The sequence below is a fragment of the Streptomyces malaysiensis subsp. malaysiensis genome (genome assembly GCF_040653035.1).
GTDB lineage: Bacteria > Actinomycetota > Actinomycetes > Streptomycetales > Streptomycetaceae > Streptomyces > Streptomyces malaysiensis.
Genome location: NZ_JBEZNG010000015.1, coordinates 219,015 through 237,705, shown reverse-complemented (window position 1 = coordinate 237,705; position 18,691 = coordinate 219,015). Strand labels below are relative to the sequence as shown.

The following is an 18,691-nucleotide window of genomic DNA, read 5'->3' as shown; positions in this document are numbered from 1 at the left end:
TCCCGGCCGCTCTCAGTCCTGCTTCTCGCCGCTGGCGTAGCGGGAGATGATCAGCGCGACGATGATGATCGAGCCGTTGATGAACTGGTTCCACAGCGGAGGTACCCCGCCGAGGGTCATCACATTGACCACCAGTTGCAGCGTCAGCACACCGGTGAGCGCGCCGAAGAGCGTGCCGCGCCCGCCCTTGAGGCTGATCCCGCCGATGACCGCGGCGGCGAACACCTGGAAGATCCAGCCGTTGCCCTGGGTCGCGGCGACCGAGCCGTAGTGGCCGGTGTAGAGGATGCCCGCGAAGGCGGCGAGCAGACCGCCGACGCTCAGCACGATCCAGGTGATCCGGTCCACCCGGATGCCCGCCGCCCGCGCCGCCTCGGGGTTGCCGCCGATCGCGTAGAGCGCGCGTCCGTGCCGCAGATAGCCCAGGGCCAGGCCGCCGATGGCGTACAGCCCCAGGCAGATCCACACGGCGGCGGGCACACCCAGCCAGTCGGCCTTGCCCAGGTAGCGGAAGGACTCGGGGACGTTGACGATCGACTGGCCCTCGGCGATGCCGACCTGGAGTCCGCGCAGCATGGTGAGCATGCCCAGGGTCGCGATGAAGCCGTTGACGCGCAGCTTGAGCATCAGGAAGCCGTTGGCCGCGCCGATCAGCGCCCCGACCGCCAGGCACAGCGGTATGGCGGTCCACACCGGCAGCAGCCCCAGGCCCTCGAACCGCGCCCCGTGCTCGGGCAGGACGAACCACAGGGCGATCACCGGCGCCACGGCGATGGTCGACTCCAGGGAGAGGTCCATCCGGCCGCTGATCAGGATCAGCGCCTCGCCCAGCACCAGCAGCCCCAGCTCGGTGGACTGCTGGACGACGCCGATCAGATTGTCCTGGGTGAGGAAGGCGGGCGAGACGATGAAGCCGATCACCCCGAGCACGAAGATCACGGGGACCAGCGACAGATCGCGCCAGCGCGCGATGTCGATCCGCGGCCGGCCCCGCTCCGCCGGGTCGTCAGCCACCGCCTCGGCGGTCGGCTGGCGTGCGGTATCGGTCATGGCTGCCTTCCTTCTGTGCGGTCTTCCGTGTCCTCCGCCGTGCCGTCGGTGCCCGTGGTGCCCGGCTCGGTGATGCCCTCCATGGCGGCCACGAGCTGACGGTCGCTCCAGCCGCCGCCGAACTCCGCGACCACCCGGCCGTGGAAGAACGCCAGGATCCGGTCGCAGACCCGCAGATCGTCCAGTTCGTCGGAGACGATGACCGCGCCGCTCCCGGCCTCGGCCACCTCCCGTACGACACCGAGCAGCGCGTCCTTGGACTTCACGTCCACCCCGGCGGTCGGGCGGATCGCGACCAGGACGCTGGGCTCACGGGCCAGCGCCCGCGCGATGACGACCTTCTGCTGATTTCCGCCGGACAAACCCGAAACGGGCTGCGAGGGGCCCGAGGTCTTGATGTCCAGGGAGTTGATCATCCGCTGGGCGAAGGCACGGGTCCGGGAGGGCAGCACCGTGCCATAGGGCCCCAGCTGGTCGGTGACGGTGAGCGTGGCGTTCTCGGCGACGCTGCGGCCCAGGACCAGACCCTGGTCGTGCCGGTCCTCCGGGACGTAGCCGATGCCCGCGTCGATGGCGTGCGGCACGCTGCCGGGGCGCACCGGCCGTCCCCGCACCGACAGCCGCCCGCCGGCCGGTTTGCGCAGCCCCACCAGGGTCTCGCCGACCGCCGTGTTGCCGCTGGCCGTGGCCCCGGCCAGGCCCAGCACCTCACCGGGGCGCACCACCAGGTCCAGCGGGTCGAACTCGCCCTCCAGGGCGAGCCCTTCGGTGCGCAGCACCGGCTCCCCGTCCGGGTCGGCCGCCTTACGGGCGACGGGGGCGTGGACGGCCGCCCCGGAGTCGCCCCCGGGCGCCCCGCCGCCGTCCCCGGTCATCGCCGCCACCAGGTCCTCCTTGGCCAGTCCGGCGACCGGGGCGGTCAGCACATGGCGGGCGTCGCGGAAGACGGTGACGGTGTCGCAGAGTTCGTAGACCTCCTGGAGGTGGTGCGAGATGAACAGGAAGGCGACGCCCTGCCGGCGCAGTTCGAGCAGCTTGGCGAAGAGCCGGTCGATACCGCCCGCGTCGAGCTGGGCGGTGGGCTCGTCGAGGATGATCAGCCGGGCGCCGAAGGAGAGGGCACGGGCGATCTCCACGAACTGCCGCTGCTCGACGCTGAGGTCCTTCGCCCGCGTCTGCGGATCCACCTCCACGCCGTACTCGGCCAGCAGCGCGCGGGCGTCCTCGCGCAGGGCGCGCCAGCGGATGCGCCCCGCGCCCGGGAAGCGGTTGAGGTAGAGGTTCTCGGCGACCGTCAGATCCGGGACCACCATCGACTTCTGGTAGACACAGGCCACCTTGCGCTGCCAGGCGGCGGTGTCCCCGTAGCCGGGGGCGGGCTCGTCCCCGAAGGTGACCTCGCCCTCGTCCGGGCGCTCCATCCCGGTCAGGACGGACACCAGGGTGGACTTGCCCGCCCCGTTGCGCCCGACGAGGGCATGGGCCTCCCCGGGCCGTACGGCCAGCCGGGCCCGGTCCAGGGCGACGGTGGGCCCGAACCGTTTGACGATGCCCTGGGCCCGCACCACGGCGGGCTGGTCGACCGCGGGCATGGTCACTTCTTCTCGAGCTGGTTGGCCCACAGCTTCTTGTCGTCGACGTTCTCCTTGGTGACCAGTGGCGCCGGGAGCTGGTCCTCCAGGCCGTTCTCGATCTTGACGATGGTGGAGCCGTGATCGGTGGGGCCGGGTTTGAACGTCTTGCCGTCCAGAGCGGCCTTGGCGTAGTTCAGGGCCCACTGGGCGTAGAGGTCGGCGGGCTGGGAGAGCGTGGCGTCGATCTTCCCGGAGCGGATCGCGTCCAGCTCCTCGGGTATCCCGTCGTTGGAGATGATCGTGATGTGCTTGTCCGAACCGGCGGGCTTCAGCAGCCGCTTCTGCTCCAGCAGGGCGAGCGTGGGCTGGAGGAAGGCGCCGCCCGCCTGCATGTAGATGCCGTTCACGTCCTTGTGCTGGGCCAGCAGGCTCTGCAACTTGGCGGAGGCGACATCGCCCTTCCAGTCGGTGGGCAGCTCATGCACCTTGATGCCGGGGTACTTCTTCTTCATGCAGGAGGCGAACGCCTGCGAGCGGTCCCGGCCGTTGATGGAGCTGAGGTCGCCCTGGAGCTCGGCGACCCGGCCCTTGCCGCCGAGCTTCTCGCCGAGGTACTCGCACGCCTTGGTGCCATAGGCCCGGTTGTCGGCCCGTACCACCATGTAGACCTTGCCGGAGTCGGGCCGGGTGTCCACGCTCACCACGGGGATCTTCTTCTCCGCCAGCTGTTCCAGGGTGGAGGAGATGGCGCCGGTGTCCTGGGGGGCCATCACGATCGCCTTGGCGCCCTGGTCGGTGAACGCCTGGACGTTGGCGACCAGTTTGGAGATGTCGTTCTGCGAGTTGGACAGCGGCAGCGCGGAGACCGTGCCCTTGTCGATGCCCTTCTCCAGGTACTGCTGGTAGGAGTTCCAGAAGTCGGTGTCCGTCCGCGGCATGTCGATGCCGACCTTGCCGTCGCCGGCGCCATTGCTCTCACGGTTGCAGCCGGTGAGCGCTGCGACGGCCAGCAGCACGGCGCAGGCGGCGGTGCCGGTGGTGCGGAGTCTCGTCATCGAGTCCCGTCCTTGGTCATTCGTGGGTCGAGTCGTGCGGATGGTGCCGGTCTCGGGCGGTGGCGGTTGTCCCTGCGGGTGGTGCCGGCCGGTCGTCCCGGACGGCTGCCCGGGGCGGTCGCCTCAGGAGGAGGCGGGGCGCGGCCGCAGCCCCTGCATCCCTCCGTCGACGGCCAGCGCGGTGCCGGTGACGGCCGCGGCGGCGGGGCTCGCGAGGTAGGCGACGGCGGCGGCCACCTCGTCGGCGGAGACCAGCCGTCCGGTGGGCTGACGGGCCTCCAGGGCGGCGCGCTCGGCCGCCGGGTCGGGCGCCTGGCCGAGCAGCCGGCCGACCCACGGGGTGTCCACGGTGCCGGGGTTGACGCAGTTGACGCGCACCCCCTCACGGATGTGGTCCGCGGCCATGGCGAGGGTCAGCGACAGCACCGCGCCCTTGCTGGCGCTGTAGGCGGCGCGCTGCGGCAGTCCAGCGGTGGCGGCGATCGAGCAGGTGTGGGTGATGGAGACGGCGCCGGGCCGGTCGGCCGCGGCGGCGCGCAGATGGGGCAGCGCGGCCCGCGCGGTGCGCACCAGGCCCAGCACATTGATGTCCAGCAGCCGGTGCCACTCCTCGTCGGAGTTGTCCTCGACGCTGCCGATCGCGCCGATGCCCGCGTTGCCGACGACGGTGTGCAGGGCGCCGAACTCGGCCACGGCCGCGGCCACCGCACCCCTGATCGCCTCGTCGGAGGTGACATCGGCCTTGAGCGGCAGCGTGCCGTCCGGGGCGCCCGACGGATCGCGGTCGAGCACGGCCACCCGCGCGCCCCGGTCGCGCAGCGTGGTGGCGATGGCGGCGCCGATACCGGAGGCGCCGCCGGTGACGAGCGCGGCCAGCCCTTCGAAGTCGCCGGTGGTCACTGGTGGTCCTCCTGAGGCTGTGCCGGTGTGAACGGTGCCGGTGCGGATGCGGACGGTGCGGATGCGGACGACGCCGGTACGGGCCGTGCGATACGGGCCCGCCATTCGGGCCCGTCCGGATAGCGGTAGGCGGCGATCGACTCTGGGTACATACGGGCGGAGAAGCCCGGCGCGGTCGGTGCCCGATAGCGGCCCGACTCGATGACCACGGGATCGGCGAAGTGCTCGTGGAGGTGGTCGACATACTCGATGACCCGGTCCTCCCAGCTGCCCGAGACGGCCACGAAGTCGAACATGGCCAGGTGCTGGACGAGTTCGCACAGCCCGACGCCGCCCGCGTGCGGGCACACCGGAAGTCCGTACTTGGCGGCGAGCAGCAGGATCGCGAGGTTCTCGTTGACCCCGGCGACCCGCGCCGCGTCGATCTGGACGAAGTCGACCGCCTCTGCCTGGAGCAGCTGCTTGAAGACCACGCGGTTGGCCACATGCTCGCCGGTGGCGACCTTGACCGGCTGCCCGGCGCGGATGGCGGCGTGGGCGAGGATGTCGTCCGGGCTGGTGGGCTCCTCGATCCAGTGCGGGTCGTACGGCGCCAGGGCGCTCATCCAGCGCACCGCCTCCGCCACGTCCCAGCGCTGGTTGGCGTCCACGGCGATGCGCACATCGGGGCCGACCGCCTCGCGCGCGAGCCGCATCCGTCTGAGGTCCTCGTCGAGATCGCCGCCGACCTTGAGCTTGATCTGGCCGAAGCCCTCGGCCACGGCCTCCTGGGCCAGCTTGATCATTTTCTCGTCGGAGTAGCCGAGCCAGCCGGGCGAGGTGGTGTAGGCGGGGTAGCCCCGCTCGCGCAGCAGCGCGGCACGCTCGGCGCGGCCGGGCTCCGCGGCGCGCAGGATGGTGAGCGCCTCGTCGCGGGTGAGCGCGTCGCTGAGGTAGCGGAAGTCGACCAGCCCGACCAGTTCCTCGGGGGACATATCGGCGAGGAACCGCCACAGGGGCTTGCCGGCCTGCCGGGCGGCGAGGTCCCAGGCGGCGTTGACCACCGCGCCCGCCGCCATATGCATGACACCCTTCTCCGGCCCGAGCCAGCGCAGCTGCGAGTCATGGGTCAGCTCGCGGTGCAGGGCGGCGAGATCGGCGGCCGTAAGGGGCGCGGGGCGGCCCACCACATGGGGCAGCAGGGAGCGGATGGCGGCCGCGGTGACATCGTTGCCGCGGCCGATGGTGAAGACGAAGCCGTGCCCCTCCGCCGCCGGCCCCTCCCCCGCGTCCGTGCGCAGCACGACATAGGCGGCGGAGTAGTCGGGGTCCGGGTTCATGGCGTCCGAGCCGTCGAGCTGCTCCGAGGTGGGAAACCGGATGTCGTGGACCTCGAGCTCGGTGACGGATGGACGCTGACTCAATGGGGGCTCCCTGAAACGATGCGCGAGAGAGAACATCGGACCTTTCGCGATGATCCGATGTATAGCGCTGCCCTAAGGGTTGCGTCCAGAGGTGTGGCGGAACTTTCGGAGGACAGATCGGATGAATCTCTTAGTGCTCCTGGACAGGGGCTGCGGCCGGGGGCATGGAAAGCCGTAGGCTTGGGAGGCACGCAATGGGAACTGCATCTGGAGGCGGCACCGATCCGTCCGCCCCAGGCGGAAGGAGGCGCTGGGTGATCGAGCTTGAGGGGGTTCCCGAGCTGATCGACCCGGTCATGATCTGTGCCTTCGAGGGCTGGAACGACGCCGGAGACGCCGCCTCGACCGCGGTCGGGCACCTGGACCGGGAGTGGAAGGGCGAGGTCTTCGCCTCGCTCGACGCGGAGGACTACTACGACTTCCAGGTGAACCGGCCCACCGTGGCGCTCGAGGGCGGTGTACGCAAGATCACCTGGCCGACCACCCGGCTTTCGGTGGTCCGGGCGGACACCGGGGAGCAGTCCCGGGACCTGGTGCTGGTGCGCGGTATCGAGCCGAGCATGCGCTGGCGGTCGTTCTGCAACGAGATCCTCGGCTACGCCCATGAGTTGGGCGTGGAGATGGTCGTCATCCTCGGCGCACTGCTCGGCGACACCCCGCACACCCGGCCGGTGCCGGTCAGCGGCGTCACCTCCGACCCGGACCTGGCCCGCAGCCTCGACCTGGAGGAGACCCGCTACGAGGGCCCGACCGGGATCGTCGGGGTCCTCCAGGAGGCGTGCGCCCACGCCGGAGTCCCGGCGGTGAGCCTGTGGGCGGCCGTGCCGCACTACGTCTCGCAGCCGCCGAACCCGAAGGCCACCCTGGCCCTGCTCAACCGCCTCGAGGACCTCATCGGGGTGCGTATCCCCCTCGGTGAGCTGACCGAGGACTCCCGGGCCTGGCAGCTGGGCGTGGACCAGCTGGCCGCGGAGGACAGCGAGGTCGCCGAGTACGTCCAGTCACTGGAGGAGGCGCGGGACACCGCCGAGCTGCCCGAGGCGTCGGGCGAGGCCATCGCCCGCGAGTTCGAGCGCTATTTGCGGCGGCGCGACGGCCAGCCCGGCCCCGGCGGCCACGCCACCGAGAGCGGCGGCCTCGCGGAAGGCCGGGAGGGCGGCACGTCGGGCGGTCCGGGCGCCCCCTATCTGCGGGACCCCTCCACCGGCCACGGGCGGCCGCGCAAGCCGTCCGCCAAGGACGAGATGGCCAAGGACGACGCCGAGGACACCGGCGCCGAGGACGAGACCAAGGGTCCTGACGACGCCCAGGAGGGCGAGGGCCAGGACGCCTCCCACCGCGAAGACGGCGGCACGGACCGGGGCGGTGACGGGGACGAGGGGTCCGGCTCCGGCCGGTAGGCCACGACCGCCCCGCCCGGCCCTGGGCACACGGGTGAACAGCGCGGAGCCCGCGCCGGGAGGTCCCCGGCGCGGGCTCATGCGTTCACCGCCGCGGTGCCACGGCCCGACGGCGCGTCAGAGGGCCACGCCCAGCAGCGCGTCCACGGCGCGCGAGACCAGTCCGGGCGCCCCCTCGTCCGTACCGCCGGTGGCCGTCTGCGCGGCGGCCCAGCGGTCGACGGCGGCCAGGGCCGCCGGGGAGTCCAGGTCGTCCGCGAGCGCCTTACGGATCTCCTCCACCAGCGCGTCGGCCGGGAGCCCGTCCGGCCGTGAGACGGCGGCGCGCCAGCGGCCGAGGCGCTCCTCGGCCTCGCGCAGCACCTCGTCCGTCCACTCCCAGTCCGAGCGGTAGTGATGGGCCAGCAGCGCGAGCCGTATGGCCGCCGGGTCCACACCGTCGCGGCGCAGCGCCGAGACGAAGACCAGGTTGCCCTTGGACTTCGACATCTTCTCGCCGTCCAGCGCCACCATCCCGGCGTGCACATACGTCTTGGCGAACGGCCGCTCACCGGTGAGGACCTGGGCGTGCGAGGCGCCCATCTCATGGTGCGGGAAGGCGAGATCGGATCCGCCGCCCTGCACGTCGAAGCCCATGCCGAGGTGGTCGAGTGCGATGGCCACGCATTCGATGTGCCAGCCGGGGCGGCCGGAGCCGAGCGATCCGCCGTCCCAACTCGGCTCGCCGGCACGGGCGGCCATCCACAGCATGGGGTCGAGGGGGTTCTTCTTGCCGGGGCGCTCCGGGTCGCCGCCGCGCTCGGCGGACAGCAGCCGCATGGCCTCCGCGTCCAGGCGGCTGACCGAGCCGAAGGAGGGGTCGGACTCCACGGAGAAGTAGACGTCGCCTTCGAGTTCATAGGCGGCGCCCAGGTCGCGCAGCCGCTCCACGAGCGGCACGATCCCCGGTATCGCCTCGACGGCGCCGATGTAGTGGCGCGGGGGCAGCATCCGCAGGGCCGTCATGTCCTCGCGGAAGAGGGCGGTCTCGCGCTCGGCCAGGGCCGTCCAGTCGTCGCCGTTCTCCTGGGCCCGCTCCAGCAGGGGATCGTCGACATCGGTGACGTTCTGGACGTAGTGCACCTGGCGCTTGGTGTCGAGCCATACGCGCTGAACGAGGTCGAACGCGTTATAGGTCGCCGCATGACCCATGTGGGTCGCGTCGTACGGGGTGATCCCGCAGACGTAGATGCGCGCGACGGGACCGGGGGTCAGGGTGATCCGTCCCCCGGTCGCTGTGTCGTGAATGCTCAGGTCGCGGCCACTGCCGGGCAGGGCGGGAACCTCAGAAGCGGGCCAGGCATACATGCAATGAGCGTAACCGGATGCAGCGTCCGTATACGAACCGGACCAGTGGTGTTGGCCGGATGGGCGGTCTTGCGCAAGCGCCCAGAACCTGCTTGAGCTGCCCCAATCGCCTGCCACGGACCCCGGGTGGGGACGCGTCGGGAGCCCCGCCCGGACCCGGAGCGAGCCGGTCCGCTCGGGCCGGAGGCCATCCGCTCAGACCGGCGGCCAGGGGATGGCGGGCCACTGGCCGCTGGGCTCGGGGTGGGTCCCGGTCCGCAACAGCGTGGCGACACGGGCCCGCAGGGCCTCTATCTCGGCCTCGGTGATCAGCTTCGCCAGCCGGGCGCTCAGCGGGCCGCCGTCGGCCAGCTGGTCCGCCAACCCGCGCAGCACCTCCAGCACATCGTCCGGCAGCGGATCCCCGGCCCAGCCCCACAGCAGGGTGCGCAGCTTGTCGTCGGCGTTGAAGGTCACTCCGTGATCAATCGCATAGAGCCGGCCACCGGCCGCGGGCAGCAGATGGCCGCCCTTGCGGTCGCCGTTGTTGATCACCGCGTCGAGGACGGCCAGCCGGCGCAGCCGTACGTCGTCGGCGTGGACCAGCAGCGCCGTCCGCCCCTCGCCCACCTCGGCATAGCCCACCGCCTTCCAGCCGGGGCCCGGTTCATCGCCCTCGACGAGCGCGAGCAGCTCCCCTCCCCCGGTCTCGCCGGACTCATCGCCGTCCGCCCCATCGGCGTCCCCGCCCGCCGCGCCGGTGGTCACCTCGACCTCGATCCAGAGCTGGCACATCCCCTGCCCGTACGGCCCGTCGCGCAGCACGGTGGGCGGCACCAGGCCCCAGCCGGTGGCCTCGGAGATCTCGTACGCCGCGACCTCGCGCTGGGCGAGCGTGCCGTCCGGGAAGTCCCACAGCGGCCGCTCCCCGGCCACCGGCTTGTAGACACAGGGGGCGCTGTGGCCCTCGTACTCGACCGTGCAGTACAGCACCGCGTTGGACGCCTCCCGGACCCGGCCGCGCACCGTCAGCTCACCGAGGGCCAGCAGCTCGGACGGGGCCACGAGGCGCGAAGCGTCCGTTGAGGGTGGTGGGGGGAGACGGGAGGGCATCACGCTCCCCGGCGGTATCCGTTCTGGCGCGGACATACGTGTCCCTCCGGGTCGAGCGGCAGACTGCACAGCGGGCAGGGCGGACGGCCGGCGTTGACGACCTCCAGGGCGCGCTTGGCGAACGCGCGCGCCTGTGTGCCGGTGAGCCGCACCCGCAGCATGGGCGGGCCGTTCACATCGTCCTGGAGCAGCCGCTCCTCGGCCTCGGCCAGGTCCTCCTCGGACTCGGCCTCCAGCTCGACCAGCGCCTGCGCCTCGACGATCATCCGCTGCTCCTCGCCGTCCCAGGCGAGCGCCATGGTACCGACCCGGAACTCCTCCTCCACGGGGGCTTCCAGCGGTGCGGTGTCGCTGAGTTCGGTCGGTGCGACCGCGGGGACCGGGGCGTTTCCGCCGGTACGCCGCACCACCTCGTCCAGCAGCTCGTCTATCCGCTCGGCCAACGCGGCGACCTGCGTCTTCTCCAGCGCGACACTGGTGGTCCGGCTGCCGGCGGACGCCTGAAGGAAAAAGGTGCGGCGACCAGGCAGCCCGACCGTACCGGCGACGAAACGGTCCGGCGGGTCATAGAGGAACACCTGACGGGACAACGTCCTGCTCCATTTGGTTCGACTGCTCGGCTGACTGACTGCTGACCACTGGGTGTCACGACCGCCCGGTCACGGCTGTCACGGCGCCCTGGCACCGCGGCACCACCCTACTGCGCACGGCGATCACGGTGCTCCCGCGTCGCCGCCCACCGCCGCGTCCCCGCCGCGGTCTCCGGTGGTCTCCTCGCGCGGCGCCAGCCCGGCGAAGTCACCGGTGTCCCCGAGCCGGACGAGGAAGGGCCGGGTCGGGGTGTACCGGATCGCGGTGATCGAGCAGGGCTCGACCGAGATCCGCTGGAAGAGATCGAGATGGAGTCCGAGGGCGTCCGCGACCAGCGCCTTGATGATGTCCCCGTGGGAGCACATCAGATAGGCCGCGTCGGCGCCGTGCTCCCGCTCGATCCGGGCGTTCCAGTCACGCACCGCCTCCACCGCGCGTGCGTTCATCGCGCGCAGGGATTCGCCGCCGGGGAACGCGGCGGCGGACGGATGCTGCTGAACGATGTTCATCAGCGGTTCATCGGCCAGCTCGGCCAGCTTTCGGCCCGACCAGTCGCCGTAGTGGCACTCCCCGATCCGGTCGTCGGGGTGCAGCGGCAGCTCGGGGCGGGCGGCGAGCAGCGGGGCCAGCGTCTCCCGGCATCGCTGGAGCGGACTGGTGACGGCGGCGGCGAGGGGCAGCCGGGCCAGCCTGTCGGGCAGCGCGGCGGCCTGGGCCGTGCCGCGCTCATCAAGGGCGACACCGGGCGTCCAGCCCGCGAGGACGCCCGCGGTGTTGGCGGTGGACCGGCCGTGCCGTACGAGGATCAGCATGGGCATGGCTGCCACCCTACGACCCTTCCGGCGCCGCTCAGCGATGCTGCGCCCCGATCCCGGACCACGGCCCCCCTGTGCGTACCGGCATCGCGCGAGGCACAATGCGCAGCGTGATCGTGGACTGTGCCATCTACCGGGACGGGTGCCGTACCGAGGGACCCGCCGACTTCTCCGACGCCCTCGACGAGGCGCGCGCGAGAGGGGACGCCTTCTTGTGGATCGGGCTGCATGAGCCGACCGAGAAGGAGTTCGAGCTGGTCACCAGCGAGTTCGGACTGCATCCGCTGGCCGTGGAGGACGCTCTGGGCGCCCATCAGAGGCCGAAGCTGGAGGTCTACGACGACTCGCTGTTCCTGGTGCTCAAGCCGGTCCAGTACGACGACAAGGCCGGCACCGTCACAACGGGTGAGCTGATGGTCTTCGTCGGTGACTCCTTCGTGGTGACCGTAAGGCACGGCGAGGCCAATCCGCTCGGCTCGGTGCGCGACCGGCTGGAGAAGATGCCCGAGGTGCTCCAGCACGGTCCGACGGCGGTGATGTACGCGGTCTCCGACGCGGTCGTGGACCACTACCTGGACGTGGCCGACGATCTGCACGGGGACCTGGAGGTCCTGGAGACCGAGGTCTTCGCCCCCAACGCGGGCGGAGGGCAGAACACCGCCGGGCGGATCTACGCCTTCAAGCGCGAGGTGATGGAATTCCGCCGCTCGGCCGGGCCGTTGGCGGAGCCGATGGAGCGGCTCACCGGCGCCGGAGTGCCATTCGTACACGAGGGCTCCCGGCCGTTCTTCCGCGATGTCAGCGACCATCTGACCCGGGTGAACGAGCATGTGGAGGGGCTGGACCGGCTGCTGTCGGACATCCTCTCCGCCCATCTCGCGCAGATGGGCGTGCGGCAGAACGACGACATGCGGAAGATCTCGGCGTGGGCGGCCATGGCCGCGGTGCCGACGATGATCGCCGGGATCTACGGCATGAACTTCACGCATATGCCCGAGCTCGAGCAGCCCTGGGGATATCCGGGTGTGATCGTGCTCATGGGCGGTGTGATCGCCCTGCTGTACCGCTATTTCAAGCGGCGCGGCTGGCTCTGAGGGGGCACCGGCGCCGGTCCGCGCGCGCCCGGGGGCGTTGCCCATCGCCTCGGAAGGAAATCCATGGCCACCGGCCGGTCCGCGCGCGCCCGGGGGCGGTCCACGCGCGCCCGGGGACGTTTGCCGGCGCTCAGACCAACTCGGGCGCCTCGGGCGCACCGGAAGCGCTCTGCTCGGGCCCGCCCAGCGCGTTCCGCCGCTCGGGCATCCGCAGCGACACCATGCGCCGCCAGCCGCCCAGCCGCTCGTACGCGTACAGGGCGCGGATCCCGGCCGCGAGCGGCGCGGACTTCGCCCTGGACCAGCCGAGAACGCGTCCCATCCGGGCCATCACGGCCAGGCTGACGTCCCGGTAGACCCCCATCTCGACGAGCGCGCTCTCCCGCAGGGTCCGCTGGATGGTCCGGCCGTACCCGGCGGCGGCCAGGCGCAGCAGCTCCTCATGGCAGTAGGCGAGGTGGTTGTCCTCGTCGTCGGCAATCATGCGCACCGCGCGGCCGAGGTCGGGGTGGTCGCCGAAGTATCTGCACAACATCGTCATCTGGGCGGCGGCACGCTGTTCGGTGACCCGGCTGTGGGCGAGGTAGATCACGATGTCGTGGTCGGTGAGCGGCTCGTCGCGGCGCAGCTTGTCGTGGGCGAGGCCGATACCGCGCGCCTCCAGGAGCATCGTGTAGTCGGTCTCGCGCGGTACCTCCATGGGCTCCAGACCGCGCTTGCGGAGCAGGGCGTTGAAGATCCGGCCGTGCTTGTCCTCGTCGGTCCCATGGCGGGCGATCTTGGGCGCGAGGTCGCGGCGGCTCTCGGGCACGAGGGCGGCGATCCGGCCGTTCTCCCAGCCTCCCTGGGCCTCCCCGCTGGCCGCGACGGAGCAGAAGAGCCGGAACGACTCGTCGTTGTCGAGGATCTCCTGGAACACGCTTTTCGCCGAGAGCATCGCCGCCACCTCCGTACGCTTGTCGGGCGCCGCCGTGCGCTTCCGTGCCGACATCCGCGCAGGGGCCGCGCAACACAAGTCAACGGCCCGTCGGGGGCGGCGGCAACAGCTGGGGCGCCCGGCTCGGCCGAACGGGCGATCCCGCGGGTGCCACATCCGCGTAACTCCTGGGCGGCGTGGGCGTTGTGCAGGGCGACGGCCGTGGCGGGGAAGACCCCCGAGCCCCCACCACGGCCGCAGTACTTCCCCCGCCCGGCGCCGAGCCGACTGTCCAAGGGCCCTCGAGACGGCTCTGTGTGGCTTCGTCGCGGCCTCGCGGGTCCTTGGGGCGCCTCTCGCGCCCCTGACGCGAGCTGAGCGCCCCGGTCGGTCCTGACGCGAGCGGGGCGCCCCCGGCCTTCGTATCGCGGCGTTTGTGGCCCGGCACTCGTGGCGGCTCGTGACCCGGCACTCGTCGCGGCGCTCGTGACCCGGCACTCGTCGCGGCGCTTGCGCGAGCCCTTAGGCGAGCCCCGCCCGCTCCAGGGCCTCGACGCCCGCCCGCAGCCCCGCGAGCCGCTCCTCCAGCGTGAACCCCGAGGGCGTGAGCGACAGGGTGGTGACCCCGGCCTCCGCGTACGCCTGCATACGGTCGGCGATGCGCTCGACGGGGCCGAGCAGCGCGGTGGAGTCGATCAGGTCGTGCGGCACGGCCGCGGCGGCACCCTCCTTGTCCCCGGAGAGGTACTTCTCCTGGATCTCGGCGGCCTCCTTCTCGTATCCCAGGCGCTGCGCGAGCTTGTTGTAGAAGTTCTGCTTGGCGCTGCCCATACCGCCCACGTAGAGCGCGGTGTACGGGCGGAACTGGTCGGCGAGGGCGCGGACGTCGTCGCCGAGGGCCATCGGGACGGTGGGCACCACGTCGAAGCCCTCGAGGTCCTTGCCCACCTTCGCCCGGCCCGCGCGCAGCGAGCCGAGGGTGGTCGCCTCGGCGTGCTCGGGCGCGTAGAACAGGACCAGGGCGCCGTCGGCGATCTCGCCGGTCTGCTCCAGGTTCTTCGGGCCGATGGCCGCGATGTAGAGCGGGATGTACTCCCGGACCGGGTGCACGGTGAGCTTGAGGGGCTTGCCGGGGCCGTCGGGCAGCGGCAGCGTCCAGTTCTGGCCCTCGTGGCTCAGCCGCTCGCGCGACATCGCCTTGCGGATGATCTCCACGTACTCGCGGGTGCGGGCGAGCGGCTTGTCGAACCGCACCCCGTACCAGCCCTCGGACACCTGGGGACCGGAGACGCCGAGCCCGAGGCGGAAGCGGCCGCCGGAGAGGGTGTCGAGGGTGGCCGCGGTCATCGCCGTCATGGCGGGGGTACGGGCCGGGATCTGGAAGATCGCGGAGCCGACGTCGATGCGCTCGGTCTGCGCGGCGACCCACGCGAGCACCGTGGCGGCGTCCGAACCGTAGGCTTCGGCGGCCCAACAGACGGCATAGCCGAGCCGGTCGGCCTCGCGGGCGACCGCGAGGTTGTCCGCGTCCATTCCGGCGCCCCAGTAGCCGAGGTTGATGCCGAGCCTCATACCGCACCCCTTACTGATCAGTAACGTCGCTGTTCCGGGGACTCTAGCGCGCATCGCCGGGATGCGTCAGGGGTGGGTTATCCACAGGCACCCACGCGGCGCAATCCGGCCAGTAATCTCGACGTTCATGGAGCTAAGGCACCTCGGCCGCACGGGTCTGCGCGTCTCCCGGCTCGGGCTCGGCACACTCACTTGGGGGCGGGACACTGACGAACACGACGCCGCGGATCAGATCAAGGCGTTCTGGGAAGCGGGAGGGACACTTGTCGACACCGCGGATGTGTACGCGGACGGCGGCGCCGAATACCTCCTGGGGCAGTTGCTGGAGGGGCTGCTGCCCCGGCGCGATCTCCAGATCGCCACGAAGGCCGGCAGCGTGCCCGACCCCGACCGACGCTTCGACACCTCGCGCGGCCATCTCCTGGCCGCGCTGGACGCCTCCCTGGAGCGGCTGGGCACGGACTATGTCGACCTGTGGCAGGTGCACGCCTTCGATCCGTTCACCCCGATCGAGGAGACCTTGCAGGCGCTCGACATCGCGGTGAGCAGCGGACGGGCCCGCTATGTGGGGGTGTCCAACTTCAGCGGCTGGCAGCTGGCGAAGGCCGCCACCTGGCAGCTGGCCTCCTCGGGTGCGCACACCCGGCTGGCCAGCACCCAGATGGAGTATTCGCTGCTCCAGCGCGGGGTGGAGCGCGAGGTGCTGCCCGCCGCCCTCGATCTGGGCGTCGGGCTGCTGCCGTCCTCGCCGCTGGGCCGCGGTGTGCTCACCGGCAAGTACCGCCACACGACGCCCGCCGACTCGCGCGGTGCCTCCGAGCTCGCGGCCTTCGTCGCGCCGTATCTGGACGAGGAGGCGAGCCGGATCGTCGAGGCGGTCGCCATAGCCGCCGACGGCCTGGCGACCACCGCGCTCAACGTGGCCCTGGCCTGGGTCCGCGACCGCCCGGGCGTCACCGCCCCGATCGTCGGCGCGCGCAACGCACAGCAGCTGAGGGCGGCGTTGTCGGCGGAGAGCCTTAGTCTTCCGGACGAGATCTGCCAGGCGCTCGACGATGTGTCGGCGCCCGTGCACCGCTATCCCGATCAGGACTGGAGCACGCTGTGACTACCGACCGCCTCGCCGGCGAGGCCGCATCCGCGCCCGAGGAGGCCGACCCGAAGCCCCAAGCGTCGGCGGAGCCGGCGGCACCGGGTGAGCCCGGAGCCCCGGAGCAGGGCGGCCCCGGCGAGCCCGCCGCCGGGGCGGACCCGGACCGCACCGGTGCCGTCGTGGACCCGGAGCGCGCCCCGGACGGCGACCACGGCGAGCCGGGCGCGGGGGGCGCCCCTGCGGGGGCGGATCGCGACGATACGGGGGCGGTGGCCGCCGAGCGGGACGGGGCCGTGGGGCTCACCGCCGGCGGAGACCACAGCGACCAGTCCTCCACGGACGAGGCCGACGGCCCCGTGACGGGTGCGCAGGCCCCGTCAGCCGGGCACGGCGGCACATCCGGCGGCCCAGGGGTGAATCCGGGCGGCGCCGGAGACGCGGAAGAGCGCCCGGCCGAGGCGGGCACCGGCATGGGCCCCGGTGGTTCTGCGCCTGCCGCACCAGGTGAGCCGCGCGACGCCCAAGCCCCCGCCGAGGCGGGCACCCGCGGCGTTCAGGGTGGGCAGGGGCGGCGGTCGGCGGCGGCCGAGGCGTTGGCCGCGGCCGTGCGGGCCGTGGAGAGCGGCGAGCGGTCGGCGGCGTCGTTCTTCAACGACGCCCCGGCACCGCGTCCGGCGGCGCCCGCGGCCCCCGCGCGCGAGCGGGCCCGTGCGGCGGCGCCCGCCTCCGCGCCCGCTCCCGTGCGCCCGCCGTCGGCCCGTCCGGCGCCCGGGCCGGGGGGCGAGATCCCCGGCAGCGGCGACGTCCGGCAGGTGCTCGCGGCGGGCGGAGCGCCCGAGACCCTGGCCGGGCGGGTCGCCGAAGTCCTCGGGGAGCGCGCCGCCGAGGCGCTGCGCGAAGATCCCTGGCAGCTGCTGGCCGTACCCGGCGTACGCCCCGACCAGGCGGACGGATTCGCCCGCGCCCTCCTCGGCCCGGACTGCGAGCCCGGCGACGAGCGCCGCGCGCTGGCGCTCACCGGCTGGCTGCTGGAGCGCGCCGCCCTCGAGGGGCACACCGCGCTGGAGTCGTCCGCGCTGCGCGAGGCGCTCGCCAAGGCGTCCGTGCCGGACCCGGACGAGGCACTGCGCACCGCGATCGCGGAGGGCGTGGTCCTAGTCTTCCAGGACGCGCTCGACGCCGCGCCGGGGGCCCGTCCCCGCGCGGCCGAGGACGAGGAGGCCGAGCAGCCGGTGCGGGTGCTGCTGGGGCTGGACCGCTATGCCCTGGCCGAGGAGAGCCTGGCCGACAGCCTCGCGCGGCTGGCGAGCACCTTCGCCTCGCCACAGGGCGGCGCGGCGGACGACGAGGCGCCCGCGGGCGACCCCGGCGCGCCCGGGTGGGAGAGCGCGGCCGCCGCCGCGCCGACCGCATCCGCCGCGGAGCTCATCCGTACCGCCGCGGCCCACGGGCTGGTCGCCCACAGCGGTGGCGAGGCGGCGCGGGCCGAGCCGGTGGCGCTGGTCGCCGCGGCCCGCGCCATGGGCCTGCGGGCCTACGTGGCCGCGCACAGCGAGGACGGCAGACGGCGGCTGGCGGCCTCACTGAGCGAGGCCGCGAGCGGCGGCCGTAGCGCCGCCCCCGACTCCGACCCGGACACCGGCCCGGACGCCGATCCGGAGACCGCCTCGGCGGCCGTCACCGTCGCCGGGCTGCTGGCCGACGCCGAGGGCCCCGGGCGCGACGAGGAGGGGACGCTGGCGCTCGATCTGCTCGCCGTGCTGGACGCCCCGCAGCTCGATGTGGAAACGGCCGCGATGCTCGTCGAGTCGCTGCCGGACGGCGCCCGGCTGGTGCTGAGCGGGGACCCCGGGGTGCTGTGGTCGGCCGGTCCCGGCCGGGTCTTCGCGGACCTGGTGGCGGCCCGCCGCTGCCCGCAGGTCGTCTCGCGCACCCCCGACCCGGGCCCCATCGGCGAGTTGATCTCGGGGATCGGGATCGGCGAGCTCAACCAGGTGGAGGCGCCCGGCAAGGAGGTCGTGATCGTGCCCGTGCGGGACGCGGGCGAGGCGGTGCACCGCACCGTGCAGCTCGTCGCCGACTCGGTGCCCCGTGCGATCGGCATCCCGCCTGAGCAGACCCAGGTGATCACCCCTGGCCACGGCGGCGCGGCCGGCACCCGCGCGCTCAACGCGGCGCTGAAGGACCGCCTCAACCCCGGCCCCGGCCGGTTCGGCGGCTTCGACCCGGGCGACCGCGTGGCGTACTCCCCGGCCCCGGGCCGTACGGTGCCCGGCACCGTGGTCTCGGCGGACGCCGAGGGGCTGCGTCTGGACTGCGCGGGCACGCCGGTCGTGGTGGTGCGCGAGGAGGTCGGCGAGCTGGTGCGGCACGGCTGGGCCCTCACCGCGCACCAGGCGGCCGGAGCGCGCTGGCCCGCAGCCGTGGTGGTGCTGCCGGGCGACGCCACCGCGGGGCTGACCCGAGCCTGGGTCTACACGGCCTTCGGCCGCGGTGAGCGCCATCTGTCGGTGGTGCACGGCGCGGAGTCGGCGCTGCCGAAGGCAGTGGCGGAGATCCCGTTCAAGGACCGCACCACCCGCCTCCGCGCCCTGCTCCAGGCCCAGGCCCCGACCGCCCCCACGGACTGACGTTCGGCCCGCGCCAGCCCGGAGCGGGCCGCCAGGACCCCCGACACGCCACGCCCCCGGACCCCCGGCCGCAAGACCGGCCGTCCGGGGCCAGCACGATTCGAGCCGGGCGAATCCGGCCAGGTGAATCGGGACCGCGTGGCCCGGAGCCGAACAATC

General features: G+C 72.8%; 15 protein-coding genes. 4 read left to right on the top strand and 11 right to left on the bottom strand.

Annotated features, from left to right (window positions below; genetic code table 11):
- Positions 1-12: 12 nt before the first annotated feature.
- From AB0E24_RS27735 to AB0E24_RS27715, 5 genes are all read right to left on the bottom strand, one after another.
- Positions 13-1,050, bottom strand: coding sequence for an ABC transporter permease (locus AB0E24_RS27735; RefSeq protein WP_093706118.1), 1,038 nt, complete (start codon positions 1,048-1,050; stop codon positions 13-15).
- Complete coding sequence (locus AB0E24_RS27730; protein ID WP_359380946.1) at positions 1,047-2,642, bottom strand: sugar ABC transporter ATP-binding protein; 1,596 nt, start codon at positions 2,640-2,642, stop codon at positions 1,047-1,049. The genes AB0E24_RS27735 and AB0E24_RS27730 overlap by 4 nt, the downstream gene beginning before the upstream one ends.
- Before the next feature lie 2 nt (positions 2,643-2,644).
- Positions 2,645-3,679, bottom strand: coding sequence for a sugar ABC transporter substrate-binding protein (locus AB0E24_RS27725; RefSeq protein ID WP_359380944.1), 1,035 nt, complete (start codon positions 3,677-3,679; stop codon positions 2,645-2,647).
- Between the two features lie 123 nt (positions 3,680-3,802).
- Positions 3,803-4,579, bottom strand: a complete 777-nt coding sequence (locus tag AB0E24_RS27720) for an SDR family NAD(P)-dependent oxidoreductase (protein ID WP_069869013.1) — start codon at positions 4,577-4,579, stop codon at positions 3,803-3,805.
- On the bottom strand, positions 4,576-6,018 hold the full coding sequence (locus AB0E24_RS27715; protein ID WP_435865326.1) for an enolase C-terminal domain-like protein: 1,443 nt from the start codon (positions 6,016-6,018) through the stop codon (positions 4,576-4,578). Before AB0E24_RS27715 ends, AB0E24_RS27720 begins: the two co-directional genes overlap by 4 nt.
- 218 nt (positions 6,019-6,236) lie before the next feature.
- Here AB0E24_RS27715 and AB0E24_RS27710 point away from each other — a divergent pair, with 218 nt between their 5' ends.
- The gene (locus tag AB0E24_RS27710; RefSeq protein ID WP_359380938.1) at positions 6,237-7,382 is read left to right on the top strand and encodes a PAC2 family protein; all 1,146 of its coding nucleotides are present in this window, start codon (positions 6,237-6,239) and stop codon (positions 7,380-7,382) included.
- A 117-nt stretch (positions 7,383-7,499) separates the two neighbouring features.
- Here AB0E24_RS27710 and mshC read toward each other — a convergent pair whose 3' ends face one another.
- The 4 genes from mshC to AB0E24_RS27690 all read right to left on the bottom strand — a co-directional run bounded on the left by mshC (position 7,500) and on the right by AB0E24_RS27690 (position 11,230).
- A complete protein-coding gene (gene mshC, locus AB0E24_RS27705) occupies positions 7,500-8,729 on the bottom strand; it encodes a cysteine--1-D-myo-inosityl 2-amino-2-deoxy-alpha-D-glucopyranoside ligase (RefSeq protein ID WP_099013154.1) in 1,230 nt (409 codons plus the stop codon).
- Between the two features lie 195 nt (positions 8,730-8,924).
- A complete protein-coding gene (locus tag AB0E24_RS27700; RefSeq protein WP_374342448.1) occupies positions 8,925-9,857 on the bottom strand; it encodes an Rv2133c family protein in 933 nt (310 codons plus the stop codon).
- A complete protein-coding gene (locus AB0E24_RS27695; protein ID WP_069869009.1) occupies positions 9,821-10,411 on the bottom strand; it encodes an Rv2134c family protein in 591 nt (196 codons plus the stop codon). Before AB0E24_RS27695 ends, AB0E24_RS27700 begins: the two co-directional genes overlap by 37 nt.
- A 123-nt stretch (positions 10,412-10,534) precedes the next feature.
- Positions 10,535-11,230 (bottom strand): histidine phosphatase family protein, encoded by a 696-nt coding sequence (locus AB0E24_RS27690; protein WP_093702684.1) that lies wholly within the window; start codon positions 11,228-11,230, stop codon positions 10,535-10,537.
- Positions 11,231-11,328: 98 nt separating this feature from the next.
- Between AB0E24_RS27690 and corA the strand changes: the two genes are divergently transcribed.
- A complete protein-coding gene (corA, locus tag AB0E24_RS27685; protein ID WP_069869007.1) occupies positions 11,329-12,321 on the top strand; it encodes a magnesium/cobalt transporter CorA in 993 nt (330 codons plus the stop codon).
- Between the two features lie 130 nt (positions 12,322-12,451).
- Here corA and AB0E24_RS27680 read toward each other — a convergent pair whose 3' ends face one another.
- On the bottom strand, positions 12,452-13,258 hold the full coding sequence (locus AB0E24_RS27680; protein ID WP_359380983.1) for a ferritin-like domain-containing protein: 807 nt from the start codon (positions 13,256-13,258) through the stop codon (positions 12,452-12,454).
- Positions 13,259-13,759: 501 nt separating this feature from the next.
- The gene (locus AB0E24_RS27675; RefSeq protein ID WP_069869006.1) at positions 13,760-14,809 is read right to left on the bottom strand and encodes an LLM class F420-dependent oxidoreductase; all 1,050 of its coding nucleotides are present in this window, start codon (positions 14,807-14,809) and stop codon (positions 13,760-13,762) included.
- 127 nt (positions 14,810-14,936) lie between these two features.
- Here AB0E24_RS27675 and AB0E24_RS27670 point away from each other — a divergent pair, with 127 nt between their 5' ends.
- Complete coding sequence (locus AB0E24_RS27670; RefSeq protein WP_069869005.1) at positions 14,937-15,917, top strand: aldo/keto reductase; 981 nt, start codon at positions 14,937-14,939, stop codon at positions 15,915-15,917.
- A gap of 341 nt (positions 15,918-16,258) precedes the next feature.
- Positions 16,259-18,532 (top strand): helix-hairpin-helix domain-containing protein, encoded by a 2,274-nt coding sequence (locus AB0E24_RS27665; protein WP_435865328.1) that lies wholly within the window; start codon positions 16,259-16,261, stop codon positions 18,530-18,532.
- Positions 18,533-18,691: the final 159 nt, after the last annotated feature.